Annotated in this window: 17 protein-coding genes; all 17 read right to left on the minus strand. The window is 64.5% G+C overall.

Features of this window, described 5'->3' with window-relative positions:
• Nucleotides 1-203 precede the first annotated feature (203 nt).
• The 17 genes from NLM25_RS36885 to NLM25_RS36965 all read right to left on the minus strand — a co-directional run bounded on the left by NLM25_RS36885 (nucleotide 204) and on the right by NLM25_RS36965 (nucleotide 14,816).
• Nucleotides 204-659, minus strand: a complete 456-nt coding sequence (locus NLM25_RS36885; RefSeq protein ID WP_254122778.1) for a hypothetical protein — start codon at nucleotides 657-659, stop codon at nucleotides 204-206.
• A complete protein-coding gene (locus tag NLM25_RS36890; RefSeq protein ID WP_254122779.1) occupies nucleotides 656-1,168 on the minus strand; it encodes a flagellar biosynthesis protein FlgN in 513 nt (170 codons plus the stop codon). The genes NLM25_RS36885 and NLM25_RS36890 overlap by 4 nt, the downstream gene beginning before the upstream one ends.
• Before the next feature lie 39 nt (nucleotides 1,169-1,207).
• A complete protein-coding gene (locus NLM25_RS36895) occupies nucleotides 1,208-1,690 on the minus strand; it encodes a rod-binding protein (RefSeq protein WP_254140173.1) in 483 nt (160 codons plus the stop codon).
• Nucleotides 1,687-2,106 carry a hypothetical protein gene (locus NLM25_RS36900; protein ID WP_254140174.1) on the minus strand — a complete coding sequence of 140 codons (420 nt, stop codon included), beginning with the start codon at nucleotides 2,104-2,106 and terminating at the stop codon, nucleotides 1,687-1,689. The genes NLM25_RS36895 and NLM25_RS36900 overlap by 4 nt, the downstream gene beginning before the upstream one ends.
• A 6-nt stretch (nucleotides 2,107-2,112) precedes the next feature.
• On the minus strand, nucleotides 2,113-2,865 hold the full coding sequence (gene fliR / locus NLM25_RS36905; protein ID WP_254140175.1) for a flagellar biosynthesis protein FliR: 753 nt from the start codon (nucleotides 2,863-2,865) through the stop codon (nucleotides 2,113-2,115).
• Nucleotides 2,862-4,943 (minus strand): flagellar biosynthesis protein FlhA, encoded by a 2,082-nt coding sequence (gene flhA, locus NLM25_RS36910; protein ID WP_254122786.1) that lies wholly within the window; start codon nucleotides 4,941-4,943, stop codon nucleotides 2,862-2,864. Before flhA ends, fliR begins: the two co-directional genes overlap by 4 nt.
• Before the next feature lie 76 nt (nucleotides 4,944-5,019).
• Entirely contained in the window at nucleotides 5,020-5,286 is a 267-nt protein-coding gene (fliQ, locus tag NLM25_RS36915) for a flagellar biosynthesis protein FliQ (protein ID WP_254140176.1), read from the minus strand.
• Nucleotides 5,283-5,702, minus strand: a complete 420-nt coding sequence (gene flgD / locus NLM25_RS36920) for a flagellar hook assembly protein FlgD (RefSeq protein WP_254122790.1) — start codon at nucleotides 5,700-5,702, stop codon at nucleotides 5,283-5,285. The genes fliQ and flgD overlap by 4 nt, the downstream gene beginning before the upstream one ends.
• A gap of 15 nt (nucleotides 5,703-5,717) precedes the next feature.
• Nucleotides 5,718-6,137, minus strand: a complete 420-nt coding sequence (flbT, locus tag NLM25_RS36925) for a flagellar biosynthesis repressor FlbT (RefSeq protein ID WP_254122791.1) — start codon at nucleotides 6,135-6,137, stop codon at nucleotides 5,718-5,720.
• Nucleotides 6,137-6,481 carry a flagellar biosynthesis regulator FlaF gene (gene flaF, locus NLM25_RS36930; protein WP_254122793.1) on the minus strand — a complete coding sequence of 115 codons (345 nt, stop codon included), beginning with the start codon at nucleotides 6,479-6,481 and terminating at the stop codon, nucleotides 6,137-6,139. Before flaF ends, flbT begins: the two co-directional genes overlap by 1 nt.
• A gap of 67 nt (nucleotides 6,482-6,548) precedes the next feature.
• The gene (locus NLM25_RS36935) at nucleotides 6,549-7,595 is read right to left on the minus strand and encodes a flagellar hook-associated family protein (protein WP_254140177.1); all 1,047 of its coding nucleotides are present in this window, start codon (nucleotides 7,593-7,595) and stop codon (nucleotides 6,549-6,551) included.
• A 3-nt stretch (nucleotides 7,596-7,598) separates the two neighbouring features.
• A complete protein-coding gene (gene flgK / locus NLM25_RS36940; protein WP_254140178.1) occupies nucleotides 7,599-9,074 on the minus strand; it encodes a flagellar hook-associated protein FlgK in 1,476 nt (491 codons plus the stop codon).
• Nucleotides 9,075-9,108: 34 nt separating this feature from the next.
• Complete coding sequence (locus NLM25_RS36945) at nucleotides 9,109-10,341, minus strand: flagellar hook protein FlgE (protein WP_254122799.1); 1,233 nt, start codon at nucleotides 10,339-10,341, stop codon at nucleotides 9,109-9,111.
• 87 nt (nucleotides 10,342-10,428) lie between these two features.
• Complete coding sequence (locus tag NLM25_RS36950; RefSeq protein ID WP_254122800.1) at nucleotides 10,429-11,013, minus strand: transglycosylase SLT domain-containing protein; 585 nt, start codon at nucleotides 11,011-11,013, stop codon at nucleotides 10,429-10,431.
• Nucleotides 10,964-12,307, minus strand: coding sequence for a flagellar hook-length control protein FliK (locus tag NLM25_RS36955; RefSeq protein WP_254140179.1), 1,344 nt, complete (start codon nucleotides 12,305-12,307; stop codon nucleotides 10,964-10,966). Before NLM25_RS36955 ends, NLM25_RS36950 begins: the two co-directional genes overlap by 50 nt.
• Complete coding sequence (locus NLM25_RS36960) at nucleotides 12,304-13,494, minus strand: chemotaxis protein (RefSeq protein WP_254140180.1); 1,191 nt, start codon at nucleotides 13,492-13,494, stop codon at nucleotides 12,304-12,306. Before NLM25_RS36960 ends, NLM25_RS36955 begins: the two co-directional genes overlap by 4 nt.
• Nucleotides 13,491-14,816, minus strand: coding sequence for a MotB family protein (locus NLM25_RS36965; RefSeq protein WP_254141323.1), 1,326 nt, complete (start codon nucleotides 14,814-14,816; stop codon nucleotides 13,491-13,493). The genes NLM25_RS36960 and NLM25_RS36965 overlap by 4 nt, the downstream gene beginning before the upstream one ends.
• Nucleotide 14,817: the final 1 nt, after the last annotated feature.

Below are 14,817 nucleotides of genomic sequence, written 5' to 3' on the forward strand. Positions count from 1 at the left end.
TTCAGCGATAGAAACGGTGGAGCAGACGGCGGGCCCCGCGACGCAGGCGCCGCGGCACGGGCGTCGATTTGCTACTCAGGCCAGATCCTCCCGAAACGATCACGCGCGCCGAAGCCCCGCCTGGATGGAATCGGAATCGGGCTCTGGATCTCAGCTCCGGCGCGCTTTCTTGCACGAGCCGGTATCCAGCTCGCACGAAAACGCTACTGCTTCTGGAATTCTTCCTTCGAAACGTAGTTGAAGTCCTCGACCAGGACGTCCTGGACAATGTCGGCCTGCATCCGCTCGTTGACGCGCTGCTTGATGGCCGTCGTGAGAATGGAGAGGTCGTAACGGGCGAGCTTCCTGAAATCGAGGCGGTCGTCGGCATAGATCCTGCGGAAAGCCTCGTCGACGACGAACGGCTCCGGCGGGACGTTGAGCTGGTGCATGGTCCGCGCCTCAACGGTGTAGACGAAGCGCGCCACGATGTAGCCCTGCACGTTGCCGCCCTCGACCATGGGCACGCTGAGCGCCCGCGTCTTCTGGTATTGGAGGCCGTCGAGATACTCCTCCTTTGCCGGCAGCAGGCTGCCGTTCTCCTTCCAATAGGCCACGGCATAGCTCGTGCCCGCCGTGAGGATGCAAACCCAGAGCCCGGCCAGCACGAGTCTGATCATTTTCCGTCCCGTGCTGTGCGGCCGGTATAGGTGCCGTCGGACTCGGCATCCTTGATCGCCTTGACGATGATGGTCGCGACCTCGCGCACCGCATCGTAATGCATTTCGAGGATGGAACGGTTTCGCTCGAGCTTCTCGCGCAACCGCTGGATCTCCTCGGTGATCTCGACCTCGCTGCCGAGATGCATCCGTGCCCGCATCAGGCGGACGAATTCGAGCATGCTCCGGCTCTTCCGGGCGCTGAAATCGTCGAAATCGATCTTCTGGCCCGTAGCGAGCGCGACCGTCTCTTCTTCGACGATGTTCTCGAGCCGGCGGATTGCAGACAACAAGCCGCGCACCTCGTCCGATCTCGCCTCGTCAGTGCCGTCGTTGACCACGTCATTGCCGACATTCGGCAGCAGCGCGGGCAATAGTGCATCGCCCGACGCAACTTCCATCGTCATCGCCTCGGTGTCCATGACCGGCTGCTCCACCACCAGGGCCGCCGCGCCTTCTTGTGCCTGCATAGGAAATTCACCCCTCAACTTCTGTCACCCATTCCCGGATCACGATCCGGCCTTCCCCGTAACGTCAGGCCCCGCTGGCTGAGCAGCGGCGAGCTGCTTGGCAATGCCAATGCCCTTGCCCTTTGCCAGCTGAGCACCGAGCTGCTCCGCCAGCATCGACTTCCAGACGCCGCCGGCCGTGCCCTTGCCAAAGACCTCCTCCGACTCCTTCGGCAGCATCGTCTCGACGAAGGTCTGGAGAATGAACGCCTCGAACTTCCGGTACACCTCGCCGGATGCGGGCGCCTTGATCACCTGCACGGGCGGTCCGTTCACAGCCGTCGACTGCGCCTCGGCCACCTTCGCCACGGATTGATCGGCAGTCGCCGCCTTGGCCTTGCCGACCTCCGCGTCCATCGTGGCGGCGAAATCGGCGTTCGATGATTTCAGCGCATCGAGCTTCGCCGTCGCCGCGCGCTGCGCCACGGGATCGGCGGCCTCGAGAACATCGAGAACGAGGTCGGGTGTCGCTGTCACGATCATGTCTTGTTCCGGCTGGCTGGCCGTGGCGTCCAGTCGCGCACGGCGGGGCTCATTCCCATCATCTCTTCGAGCGAGCGCGCTTCCGCGTCGCGAAGCTTGTCCGCGAGCGCGGCCTTCGCGACCTGCTCGAGCTGTTTCACACGGCGGCTCTCCGAGCGGACCTGGTCGAGCTGCTGCGACGCCTGCGCCTGGACCGCGCGCGCATCGACGCTCGTCCTGTTCAGGCGCCGCGCGATCGATTCGCTCGACGACCCCGCCGGCGGCTTCCCCTCGTTGAGGGTCCCCACCAGCCATTCCTGCTCGTCCTGCAAGCTGCGCTCCTGCTGCCTCAGATGCGCCAGCTGCCATTCGGACAGCCGGAGTTGAAGCTTCACCAGCGAGACCATCCGGCCGAGCTTGTCCGCGCGCGAATTCATGACCGATCACTCCGCCAGCCACGACGAGACGCCGAGCATGAACTGCGTCAAGAGCTCGTCGCTGGTGAGGTAGAGCAGCAGGAAGCCGCCGAACAGCACGAAGGGCACCGAGATGAAATAGACCGGAATCGCCGGCGTCAGCTTGTTGATCAGGCCGACCGCGAGGTTGACGATGACCGAGTAGACGATGAAGGGGCTCGTGATCCGCAGCGTCAGCACGAACGCCTCGGACAGGCGGCCGACGAGCTGGTCGAGCGCCATGCTGCCGCCGATCCTGTTGCCGGGCTGCCAGACGTCGTAGGAGTTCATCAGCCCGCGCAGGACCTGCCAGTGCTGATCGGTCATGAAGAACAGCGTGGTGACGGCGGCCATGATCAGCGGCACCAGGGCCGGCGCCGGATCGGTGTCGCCGACCGGCGTTCCCGGGATGTTGCTCAGCCCGATCGCGCTCGCCATCACGGTCGCCATGGTCTGGAGCGCGAGGAAGAACACGCGCCCGCCGAGCCCGATGACGCTGCCGACCACGAGCTCGGAGCAGATCAGGAGCGCGAGATTCAACGGCGCGGCGTTGTCGGTCAGAGGTTTCAGGACCGCGATCAGGATCGGCGTCAGCGCAAACGTGGTGACCAGCGCGACGAACAGGCGGACCTGGGCCGGAACGTTGACGCTGGAATAGCCGGGCACGAGCATCAGGCAGGCGCCGATGCGGCAGAACACGATGAACGTGACCAGCACGCTGTCGGCAAGGCCGGCGATCACGAGACGGCTCCGAGCGCCCTGATCTCGGCACTGCGGGCGACCTCGACATGCGAGAGGATCGGCAAGGTCGGAAACACGCGCTCCAGGATCATCCGGACATAGGGGCGGGCTTCGGGGGTCACCGCCAGAACCACGCTGGTGCCGTTCTCGGTGAATTTGCGGATCGCGGCACTGGCTTCGGTCGCGAATTGCTCGATCAGGCGCGGGTCGGCGTCGAACTCGACGACGTCGCCCTTGGCGTCGCGCTTCAGGCTCTGGTGGAACGCCAGGTCCCAGCGATTGCCGAGGCGGACGACATTCAGCACGCCGTTGTCGGAGAGGTCGCCGCAAATCTGCTGGGCAAGGCGCGTCCGCACATGCTCTGCGACCTGCTCGGAGCGCCGGACATGGGGTGCGATCTCGGCAATGGCCTCCAGGATCAGATGGAGGTTTCGGATCGACACGCGCTCGGCCAGCAGGATCTTCAGGATCGCCAGCAGGCCCGAATAGGAGATCTGCGACGGGCAGAGATCCTCGACCAGGCGCTTGTATTCGGGTTCGAGACGGTCGAGCAGCCCGCGCATGTCCTTGTACGACAGCAGCTGCGCGAGATTTGCCCTGAGCACTTCACTCAGATGCGTGAGCAGAACCGACAGATTGTCCACGGGTTTGCAGCCCTGACGCTTGACCTCGTCGGTGAACGCCTCCGTCACCCACAGCGCCTTCATGCCGAAAGCGGGTTCGATCACCTCTTCGCCGGGCACGTCGGGCTTGCCGTCCTTGTCGACGAGCACCAGCACCTCGCCGAGCCGGAGCTCGCCATGGGCGACGCGCGTGTCGTGGATCCTGATCTGGTATCCCTTGGGATCGATCGACAGGTTGTCGCTGAGCTTGATCTCGGGAACCACGAAACCATACTGCTTCGCGAACTTCTTCCGGATCTTGCTGACCCGGTGCGCAAGCTCGGTGCGCGAGCCCAGCATGTGAACCGAAAGATGACCGCCGAGCGACAGCTCGATCTCCGCGGTCTTGAGCGACTCCTTGACGGAGTCCTTGGCCTCGGCCTGGGCGCGCTCGTCGGCCTTGCGCGCATCTTCCTTCTGCTTCAAGGCCGCCTGCTGCTTCGGCAGCGAATAGCCGACGAAGGCCATGACGCCGCCGAGCAGCACAAAGGGCGCCATCGGCAGACCCGGCATCAGGCCGAGCACGAACATCATCAGCGCGGCGGCAGATACCGCGCGGGGATAGCCGCCGAGCTGCCGTAGCACGGCCTGCTCCGCCGAGCCCCTGGTGCCGCCCTTCGAGACCAGCAGGCCCGCCGACAGGGACACGATCAGGGCCGGCATCTGCGATACCAGACCGTCGCCGACCGAGAGTTTTGTGTAGACGTCGGCGGCGCGCGACAGGGTCAGGCCGTGATGGGTTACGCCGATGATGATGCCACCGAAGATGTTGATCGCGGTGATGATCAGGCCGGCAATGGCATCGCCGCGGACGAATTTTGAGGCACCGTCCATGGCGCCGAAGAACGCGCTTTCCTCTTCGAGCTCGCGGCGCCGGCGCTGCGCCTCCTTGTCGTCGATCAGGCCCGCGGAGAGATCGGCGTCGATCGCCATCTGCTTGCCGGGGATGGCGTCTAGCGTGAAGCGGGCGCCGACTTCGGCGATACGCGTTGCACCCTTGGTGATCACGACGAAGTTCACCGTCACCAGGATGGCGAAGATGATCAGGCCGATGACGAAGTCGCCGCCCATGACGAATTTCGAGAAGCCGGCAACGACGTGGCCCGCGGCCTGCTCGCCTTCCCCGCCGCGCGACAGGATCAAACGGGTGGTCGCGACGTTCAGCGCCAGGCGCAGGATCGTCGCAATCAGCAGCACGGTCGGGAACGCGGAAAAATCAAGCGGCCGCTGGATCCACAGCGCAACCATCAGGATCAGCGCCGACAGTGCGATCGAGATGGCAAGTCCGAGGTCGATCAGGATCGGCGGTATGGGCAGAAACAGGATCGTGAGCATGGCCACGATACCGCCCGCGAAAAACGCGTCGGCCCCCAATCGTCGCGGGGTCGGCAGGCTAGCAGCTAACGTATCGGCCATGGGTCACCGGCAGAGGGTCCACCCCCAATCTGCCGTGCAAAGCTTACGCGGGGGTGGTGGCCGGAGCTCTCGCGGATCAGAAGCCGTGCTCGATCCGCGAATAGACCAGCTCGGTGAAGGTGGAGAGATGCGCGCCGATGAAGGAACCGGAGACGGCAACGACCAGGAGAATGACGATGATCTTCGGAACGAAGGTCAGCGTCACCTCCTGGATCTGGGTCAGCGCCTGGATCAGCGCAATGGCGGTGCCGACAAGCATCGCGGCGCCGACGGCGGGGCCGGAGGCGACGATGATGGTCCAGATCGCCGCCTGGACGATGTCGAGGGCGTCCCTCTCGTTCATGACTGGCTGATCGTGAGTCCGGGTCCGACCGCGACCTTCGTGCCGTTCTCGAGCGTCGCGATGGAGCCGTCGCTGTTGATCGAGATCGAAGTGACTTTGCCGCTGAAGGTCGCCCCGGTCGAGTCGGTGAAGCTGACGGTTTTCCCGATCAGCCCATTGGCCTGTGACAGCGACTGCGAGGACAGCAGCGCATCCAGCTTCGAATTGGTCTGCATGGCCTGCTCGACCGTCGAGAGCTGGGCGAACTGGCTCATATATTGCGAGGTGTCCATCGGATTGGTCGGATCCTGGTTCTTCATCTCGGCGACGAGGAGCTGAAGAAACGTATTGTAATCGACGGTGTTGCTCGCCGTGGTCGTGGTGGAGTTGGTCGAACTGGACTTGCTGGTGCTGTCGGTCGCGCTGGTGACGTTCATGTAGCCTCTCCGCTGTCAGGCAGCCTCGAATGGAATCTCGGTGGTGGCGCCGGCGAGACCGGCCAGGATGGCGTCCTCCACCGGAAACAGCGCCCGGATCCGCTTGAGCGCCTCGAAATAACGTGTCGTTCCGACCAGCTCGTGGATCGCGGCGAGCCCGTCGAGCATCTCGCGGCTCTCGCAAACCGCGAGCAGGGACGCATGATGCTCGCCATAGAGCGCCGCTGCCGCGCCGATATCCGTCGGGTTCATCAGCATGAGCTGGACGATGAAGTAGAGCTGCCGCATCGCCGTGGTGGCGTCGGAAGCCTGCATGACCTGCCCTTCGAGCAGGAACATCACGTCGTTGACGAGCTCGACGGAGACCTTGCGGTCCACGCGCAGCACCGCGCCGTTAATGTAAATGCGTTCGCCCGCCCGCAAGGATACTTTCATTAAAGCGCGTCTCGGATCATGCGGTTGATTTCGATGAGCTGCATCACGTCGTTCGACCTCTCCTCGCGCAGGCGGTCGGCTTCCTTGACGACCCACAAGCCGATCGAGATGATGTCGGCGCGCAGCTTCTCGGGGAGGCCGTTCTCCGGATGCGCCAGATCCTCGATGAAGATCGTCCACAGCCGCCGCACATAGAGCAGGCTCTCGACCTGGTCCTCGCGGCTGAAGCGCCCTCCCTGGAGCCGCTCGAGCCGGTCGATGCCGAGACTGAGCGCCTGCCGCTCGCGGCCCCGCGCCTCATAGCCGCTATCGTCGACGACCGCTCCATAGGCTTCAAACGTCATCGGAACCACTCTGCGCAGGAGACCAAACAATGAGACAAAGGTTGCGAGCCTAACCAGGAACCTGGGCTCAGAGATAATTGACGAGGCTGAGCTTCTGAAGCTGCGAGGTGAGCGCAAGTGCCGTCTGGATCTGCGTCTGCAGTGTGTTGACCCGGACCGAGGCCTCGGTCGGGTCGACCGCCTCCATACCGACGATCTGTTTGTTCAGAATGTCCTGCTGCGTCTTGAGCTTGTCGGTGGCGCCGGTGACCCGCTGCTGGACCGTGCCGACGCTGCCGCCGAGCGCAGCGAGGTCCGTGATGGCGTTACCGACGAGCCCGATGGCCTTGTCCACGACGACCTGGAACGTCGCCTGGTCCAGGTTCGCATTCCCGAGATCCGCCATCATGGTGTAGGCCTCGGCGAGCTTGCGGAAGCCGGCCTGGTTGGCGCTCACTGACGTATCGGCGATCTCGGTCGTGGAGATACGGCTTTGCATGACCTGGTCGGTGGCCGATGACCAGTTGGTGTTCCAGGCCGGGCTCGCGAACTCGGCATCGAAAGTGGTGTCGAGGAAGGTCTGCATCTGCGCCGGGGTGATGGTGTTCACGCTGGGCGAGGATTGCGAGAAGCCGAAGGTCGCGAGGAAATCGGCGTCGACCTGGTTCTTGCTGGCCGAGCCCGCGGTGTAAGCCGTGATCGGCGTGTTCTGCGTGTTGATGCCCGAGAAGAGATACGAACCGTTATAGGAGACGTTCAGCGCGCCGATCAGGTCCTGGAGGTTGGACGACGCAGGCGGCAGGATGATCCGCCCGCCGCCGTCGGTGCTGCGGGCCGCGATCAGGTCCTTGAGGAAGGACGTTGCTGTCGTATTGAGTTGGGTGATCCGGTTCTGTGTCGTGTCCAGGCGGCCCGAGACGAGCCCGTTGGTATCGACGAGCTGATCGGCGAAGCTGAAATCCGCCCGCAGCGTGACGTCGTTTCCCGTCGTGGCACCGAGTTCGAGGCCAACATCGGCGAAGCGGCCGGTGGTGGCTTCCTTCGAGGCCTTGGTCAGCGCAGCCTGGTTGTTCGTGATCGAGGACCTCAACGACGAAGACAGCATCAAGGTCGAGATATAGTTGGCGCTCATCATGACTTAGTTCCCCACGGCAGCCAGAAGGCTCTGCAACATCTGGTCGACGGTCGAGATGATCTTCGACGACGCCGAATAGGTACGTTCGACCTGAAGCATCAAGGACATCTCGTCGTCCATGTTGACGCCGCTGACGTTCGAAAGCGCCGCGGTGCTGCGGTCGAGCAGCGTTTTCTGGTAGGTGACGTTGTCGTCCGCGGTCTTGCGCTGGTTTTCGATCCAGCTCGTCGATGACGCCGCGAAGTCGATCAAGCTGCCCATCGGCTTGCCTTGCGTGGTCGCATCGAACGGCTGCGCCGCATCCATGTTGCCGATGAGCTGCTGCAGCCGGGTCGAGTAGCCGCCGCTGCCGGCGGTGTTGTATCGGTATGCAACATTGCCGCTGATCGCGCCATCGCGCAACAGATTGGGGTTGCCGCCCTGCGCCGGATCGACCGACGCGGCAACACTGATCAAGCCGGCCAGGCCGACCGAGACTGTCGCGCTCGCCGGCATCGCCGGCGCACCCGGATAGGTGAAAAGGCCGGGCACATCCGGCAGCGCCGCGCCGGACTGGTCGACTTCCTTGAAGGCTTCGACAAGGCCGCGTGCGACTTCGTCGAGCTGGCTCTGATACGTGACCGTGGCGTTGTCGCGCAACTGGGCAAGGCCCGCGAGCTTGCCGGTCTTGATCGGCATCACCGAATTGGCGCCGGTGACCGGGACACCGTCGATATAGACCGCATTGCCCGTCGTGCCAGCCGTATAGATATTGGTCGCCGCGAAGCTGACCGAGCGCGCCGTCTTGTCGAACAGAACGACGCCGCTGTCGGTGTACAGCGCCGCGTCGCCGTTGGCACGAAGCGTCATCGAGACGCCGACCTCCTCCGACAGCTTCGAGACGATGGTGTCGCGCTGATCCAGGTAGTCGGTGACGTCGTCACCGGTGATCGTCCCCTTCACGATCGCCGTGTTGACCTTATCGAACTGGCTGAGCAACTGATTGATATTGGTGACCGAAGTCGCCATATCGGCGTCCGCACCCTGGCGCACCGTCTGCACGGTCTTGGTGGCCTGGTTGAGCGCGGTCGCCATGTCCTTGGCGGACGTGACCGCCGCCTGCGCCAGCGTGGTGTTGTCCGGGGCGTTGGCATATTGCTGGAGCGCCTGCTTCAGCTTGCTGAGCTGGGCGGCCGGCGACTGCCCGAGATCGGGATCGTCCACAGTCGAGGCCGATATCGTCTGAAGACCGTCATAGATCGCACTCTGCTTGGCGGACGACGAGGTCGCGATCAAGACGTTGTTGTAGAGACCCGAGCTGGCGGCACGCTGGATCGCCGCGACATAGACGCCGGCATTGGGCAAATTGTCCAGAACGGCGATCTTGCGCGAATAGCCGGCGGCGCTGGCGCCGGCGATGTTGCGCGAGATGGTCGACGACTGGATACCGGACGCCATGAGCGAGGCGCGAGCGGAGTCGAGAGCAGCGGTAAGGGACATGATTGACTCTTGCCCGGAATGAGCGCCGAAGAATTCAGCGCTTCAGGTTGACGACGACGTCGAGCAGGTCGGCACCGGTCTGGAACGATTTCGAGTTCGCGGTGAAGCCGCGCTGCGCCTCGATCATCCCGGTGAGCTCGTCCGCGAGATCGACGTTGGAGTCTTCCAGCGCGCCGTTCTGGATCGTACCGAGCCCGCCGGTGCCGGCATTCGCGGCCTGCGCGTTGCCGGAATTCGCGTTGGTCGAATAGACGTTGCCCGGCTCGGGCGTGAGATTGTCAGGGCTCGCGACGTCGGCAAGCATGAGCGTGTAGAGCGTCAGCTGCTGGCCGTTCTTGAGGACCGCCGTCACATGGCCCGCCTCGTCGACGTCGACCTTGTCGATGGCCGACGGAACGCTGCCGTTGACGGTTGCCTTGAAGCTGAAATCGGTCCCGACCTGCGTCATGTTCGACAGATCCATGGCGAGCGGCGCGCCGCCGGGAACGGTCACGGTGAGGCCCGTCGGGCTCGCCGCGGCCAGCGCACCCTTTCCGGCCGCCGTGGTGTCGAAGGTGAAAGTGGTGGCGGGAGCAAGCGAGGTACCCGTCGCGGAGTCATAGACCTGAATCTGCCAGGTGTCTGAGCCGGCGGCCGTCGCGGTATGGGACATATAGACGTCGAGCGTCACGGCCTGGCCGATATTGTTGTAAGCCACGATCGAGCTCTTCGAAGAGTAAGAGGCCGGACCGGGCGGGCCGGCAATGACGGCCGCTTTCGGATCCAGATTGCCGGTCGTGAGCGTCCCCGCCGTCGACGGCACCGGCACCTGCGAGACCTGGGCGATGTTGACGATCTGCATGCCGGCCAGGCTGTTCTGCGAAAAATTGGTCACGAGGCCGGGCTGACCCAGAAGATAGTAGCCGGCGGCGTTGACCAGATTGCCCTGGCTGTCAGGCACGAACGAGCCGGCGCGCGTCAGGAACTGCTGCGTGTTGGCGGCGTTCGAGACCACGAAGAATCCGTTGCCCTGGACGGCGAGGTCCGTGGTCGACGTGGTGAATTGCGTATGCCCGGCGTCGCTGATGGCGTAACGGACGGTCGTCTCGACCGCGCCGGAGTCGTAATTGCCCGAGCCGCTCTTCAGGATCAGGGAGGAGAATTCGGTCGAAGCCCGCTTGTAGCCGGTGGTGTTGACGTTCGCGATATTGTCCGAGACCGTCGACAGCTTGTTGGACTGCGCAGACATGCCGGAAACGCCGGTGCGCATAATGCCGTAGAGGCTCATGGATTGGGCTCCTTTGGTAGGGTGCAGTTACAATGAGGGTTCTTGCTTGCGCGGGGCTGATGGTTTGGAACCATGCACAACTTCTTGTTATGACGTTGTCTTCGGCTGACAGAAGGAACGCGCCTTGTCGGTCCACGCGCCGAAGCCGCTCGAGACCAGATGAGCGACGATGTGACAGACGTAGCGCTTCTGCGCAGGCTGATTGTTGGGGCCGGCGTTGTAGCGGGCGACCGCCATGGTCCAGCTGCCCTCGCGCTGCTTCAGCTCCTTCAGGAAGCGTGCGGCGTATTCGACGTTCTTGGCGGGATCGAACATCGCGCGCACCGAAGCGAACTTGTCGCCGTGATAATAGTGGTTGATCTGCATGCAGCCGAGGTCGATCAGCTTGATGCCCTTGCTGCGCATCGCCTCGAAATTCGCGATCGCATCGTTCATGTCCTTGGCGAACACGGTCTGGCCGTCGGCGCCGAGCGCGTAAGGATAGAGCGCGCCGCGCCGTCCGGTCTCGGTGAGGCCGACGGCATAGAGAATGCCGAGCGGAATCCCGTGCTGCTGCGATGCGCGCGCCATCTCGCGCTCGCAGGGCCGTGCGTTGTCGGTCGCCGCTGCGGCGGCGCCCGCGTTACAGATAAACAGGGCCGCGGCGAATCTGCGGGCCCACGTCCTGGTCATGACGCGTCTCCTGGTTGGACTGGCGCTCCTGCCGGGCCTGCCTCGCATCGCCATCCGATTGCCCCGACGACGTGCTGGCGCCGTTGAACGAGCCTTGCGACTGCGACGACGACTGTTGCTGGCCCGAGAGCTGCGGCTGCGACTGCCCCGAGCCGCTCTGGAATCCGTCCAGCGAACCGTGCTGGACAGGCGCGACGTCGGCGACATAGCCCGCCGACTGCATGAGATCGCGGATCGAGTCGCGCTGCTGATCCAGCATCTGGCTGGTGTCCTTGCGCGTGGCCGCGAGGTGAACGGAGACCTCCGAGCCGACGAGGCGCAGGCGCACGGTGACATTGCCGAGCGCCGGCGGCTCAAGATTGATCGTGAGGATCTTGAGCGGCTCGGGCGCATTGGTCTGCGACGTCGCGAGATCGGGGACGGCGGATGCCGTCGAAGCCGGCGATTCCTTCAGCTCGGCGACGACCGCGTTGGCGACCTGCTGCGTGGCGCTGAACTGTGTCGGCGGCAGATGGGTCTCCTGCTGGACCACGGTGACCTTGGTCGCTTCGGGCAGTGCGTCCCGCGCCGAGGCTTTGACAGCGCGTTCGACATTGGCCGTGACGGCCTCGAAGCCCTGCGTCGCGGGCATGGCCTTCGAGGACGCTTCGCTGCCTTGCTGCGCGGCCGCTACGGTCGGCGATGCCACGGCCTGTGACCGCGAACCTGTCGGAGCCGTAGCTGTCGGCGCGGGATCGGCGGTGGCGATCCTCGCCATACCTGTCGCCTGAACTTCACGCTTCGTCGTGGATGCGCGCTCATCGCGTGCGGGCGCATCCTTCTTGTCGCCTGCCGGCGATTGGATCTGCGGCTTCACCGTCGGAACGGCCGCGATCTCCTGTCCGGCGATGGCGGGAATGCTCGGCCTGTCCAAAACATCCGCCTTCGCGCTGTGGTCGACCGGAGCTTGCGTCTCTGGCGCTTTCTCGGTCTTTTCGTCGGAAGCCTTGTGACTGGATTTTGACTCGTCAGCCGCCCCGGTGCGTTCCTGCACCGTCTCGTCCGTCGTCTTGTCCTTCCCGGTTGGGTGCGCAAGACGCGTTCGCAACGACCCGGCTTTCACGCTCGTATCGCTGCCCTCGTCGTTGAGCGCCTTTTTCGCGAGATTCGAGACGGTGTGCAGCAGATCGTTGAACGACGAATCTGCCGGCGATTTCGTCCCGGCGGTCTTGCCGGAGCGCGACGTGCCGCGCATGTTGAGGCTTTCGGCGAGACCCGAAAAGACCTGGCCTGAGGTTCCACTGAGTTTCGTCATGGACGGCGATCCCTGGTGAGGCGTTCGAGTTCGCCGAGCTCTGTCTGAGCGCGCGCGAGCGTCGCGGTCGACGAGGCGAGATCGAGGCGCGCCGGCGTGACCGGAGGCTTGTCGGCGACGGCGGATCCGCCCGCGAACGATTTGCGGACATCGAGTGCCAGCTGCAACGTTGCGTTCAACAACGGGACGTCGCGCTCGGGTAGCTTGGAGCGGTCGAGTGCTTTCAGCTCGGCGACACCACCGTCATACTCGTCGGTGAGCGCCCGCGAGACGCCGCGGAAGAAGTGCGCGCGCTCGCGTTCCGGCGAGGCATCGGCACTGAGTGTCAGCGCGCGCTCGCCGGCAAGCCGGGACACGGCCAGCCGCCCATTCACCATCGCGGTACGCGCGATCACGAGATAGAGCTTGAGGCGGCTCGCGCGGTCGATCTGCTCCAGCAGGGTGACGATCCGCGCAAAGCGGCGCTCGTCGAGAGCGAGGCTCGATTGCGTCAGGCCAGAGGAGAAGCGCTGCCAGAAGTCCCCGGCGTAGACCGAGTTGCGGTAGTGGCGGATATAGGCCAGCGTCAGAAACTCGAACTTGTCGAAATCCTCGGCCTGCCCGACCAGCAGGATCTCGCGGCGCAGCGCCGCCTCCTCCACGAGCGTGCCTGGCAAGAGCAGGCGCGCGTCGTCCAGGCGCTCGATCGCGAGCGATGCCTCGGAGCGCGCGAACAGCGCGCCCTGGACCAGCGCGACCTGCCCGCCCAGGCCCGATGGAAGCGTGCGCGGCTTGACGTCCTTGAGCAGCTCGCGCGCTTCGTCCTGGCGTCCCTCGACATAGGCCAGCGCACCATTGAACAGCCGCTCGTCGACGTTCAGCTTATCGCGCGGCAACTTTCGGACGACCTGCGGCCCGCCGCCGCTGAGCAAATAGACGATGACGGCCTGGCCGTTCTGCGCGTTGCTCCACACGCCCGCGTCGGCGGCGAGGAACTTTTCGCCGACCTGCCGGATCAGCGCGATGTGGCTGCCATGCGCCGCGGTGTCCCCACGCGCAATGCCGTCCTGCACTGCCTGCAACGTGCGCACGAGCTCATAGGGCTCGCCCGAGGTCGATGCCGGGGACGGTGCCGGATCGGCAAACGCGTAAGCCGTCGTGAACGACAGCATCATCGGCAGCACGGCACGGAGGAGCGGCTTGATCAAGGGCGCTTCTCCCGGATCAGGATCTCGATCCGGCGGTTCTGTGCAGCCGCGGGATCGTTCGGCAATTTCGGCCGCCGGTCGGCGTAGCCTTCGACATGCTCGATCCGTTGCGCATCGACACCGGACCGAACCAGCATGTAGTAGGCCATCTGAGCGCGAGCGGTCGACAGCCGCCAATTGTCGTAGTTCTCCGACTTGTACGCGCGATTATCGGTGTGGCCACGCACGATGATCACATCCTGGCGTTTCGTCAGCAGCGGCCCGATCTTGTCGATCACGCGGATGAGCTCGGGCCGCGGCTCGGCCGAGCCGACCGCGAACATGCCGAAGCTCGCATCGTCGGTCAGGCTGACCAGAAGGCCTTCCTCGACTTGACGCACCTCGGCCACCGGCCCCGCACCGGCCTTGATGTCCGATAGCGCATCCGCAATCGCGGACTGAAGCTGCTTCACGGTCGGCTGCTGAGACTGCGCCGCCTCGCGCGCTTCGAGATTCTTCGCTGCATCGTTGGGGCTCGGCTGCGCCGCGGCGCTCGCCTGGGCGCCTGGTTGCGTATTCGCCTGGGCACTCCCATCGCGTTGAGCCTGCGATGGCACAGGCCCTGGTGGCAGCAGGGGTGACAGGCTTGCAGACGACGCGTCCGCATTCGGAGCCACGCTTCCGCCGGCATCGTCCTGCTTGGCGCGGCGCGCCTGCGGCTCGCCCTGACCTGTCCCGGACGCGCTGTCGCGCGCGGATGCATTCGGCTTCGGCTCGCTGTCGATGAAGCGATCCGCGTCCTTGGACGTCTGCGGCGCCAGCTTCCAATAGCCGGGATCGAACGGATCGCGGTAGGCATCGCCGCCCTTGAGGCCGTCTTCTTCGGCCGACGTTAGCGCGCCGGCACGGCGCTGGCCCGAGGCCTGGTTCGCGCTATTCGCGATCTCGGTAAGCGTTGCGTAGGGATCGCGGAACAGGACCTTCTCTTCGAAGGAGGCCGGCTTCTCCGCCGTCGGCGAGTCGCCGCGACGCTCTTCGTTCGGCCCGGCCGGCTGACGCTTGCCATCCTGGCCCTCGAACTGCGTCGGCTCCTTCTTGGTGAGATCCTTGAGGCCCTTCGGGGCGGGTGCATTCTCCGCAAGCTTGATCGGGTTGAAATAGCTCGCGACAACCTGCTTCTGGTCCTGGTTCAGCGCATTGAGCAGCCACATGACCAGGAAGAACGCCATCATTGCGGTCATGAAGTCCGCATAAGCGATCTTCCAGACGCCGCCGTGATGCGCCTCCTCCGCAAAGGCGCTGCGCCTGCGGATGATCACCAGCTCGTGCTTGACTTCTTCCACC

This window comes from Bradyrhizobium sp. CCGB01 (assembly GCF_024199795.1).
Classification (GTDB): Bacteria; Pseudomonadota; Alphaproteobacteria; order Rhizobiales; family Xanthobacteraceae; genus Bradyrhizobium.

Coding starts and splice junctions, on each gene's coding strand:
- flgK (WP_254140178.1), bottom strand. CDS start 9,074: ATGTCCCTTACCGCTGCTCTCGACTCCGCTCGCGCCTCGCTCATGGCG.
- NLM25_RS36935 (WP_254140177.1), bottom strand. CDS start 7,595: ATGATGAGCGCCAACTATATCTCGACCTTGATGCTGTCTTCGTCGTTG.
- NLM25_RS36945 (WP_254122799.1), bottom strand. CDS start 10,341: ATGAGCCTCTACGGCATTATGCGCACCGGCGTTTCCGGCATGTCTGCG.
- NLM25_RS36955 (WP_254140179.1), bottom strand. CDS start 12,307: ATGACGAAACTCAGTGGAACCTCAGGCCAGGTCTTTTCGGGTCTCGCC.
- NLM25_RS36895 (WP_254140173.1), bottom strand. CDS start 1,690: ATGATCGTGACAGCGACACCCGACCTCGTTCTCGATGTTCTCGAGGCC.
- flaF (WP_254122793.1), bottom strand. CDS start 6,481: ATGACGTTTGAAGCCTATGGAGCGGTCGTCGACGATAGCGGCTATGAG.
- NLM25_RS36950 (WP_254122800.1), bottom strand. CDS start 11,013: ATGACCAGGACGTGGGCCCGCAGATTCGCCGCGGCCCTGTTTATCTGT.
- flhA (WP_254122786.1), bottom strand. CDS start 4,943: ATGGCCGATACGTTAGCTGCTAGCCTGCCGACCCCGCGACGATTGGGG.
- flgD (WP_254122790.1), bottom strand. CDS start 5,702: ATGAACGTCACCAGCGCGACCGACAGCACCAGCAAGTCCAGTTCGACC.
- NLM25_RS36890 (WP_254122779.1), bottom strand. CDS start 1,168: ATGCAGGCACAAGAAGGCGCGGCGGCCCTGGTGGTGGAGCAGCCGGTC.
- fliQ (WP_254140176.1), bottom strand. CDS start 5,286: ATGAACGAGAGGGACGCCCTCGACATCGTCCAGGCGGCGATCTGGACC.
- flbT (WP_254122791.1), bottom strand. CDS start 6,137: ATGAAAGTATCCTTGCGGGCGGGCGAACGCATTTACATTAACGGCGCG.
- NLM25_RS36885 (WP_254122778.1), bottom strand. CDS start 659: ATGATCAGACTCGTGCTGGCCGGGCTCTGGGTTTGCATCCTCACGGCG.
- NLM25_RS36900 (WP_254140174.1), bottom strand. CDS start 2,106: ATGAATTCGCGCGCGGACAAGCTCGGCCGGATGGTCTCGCTGGTGAAG.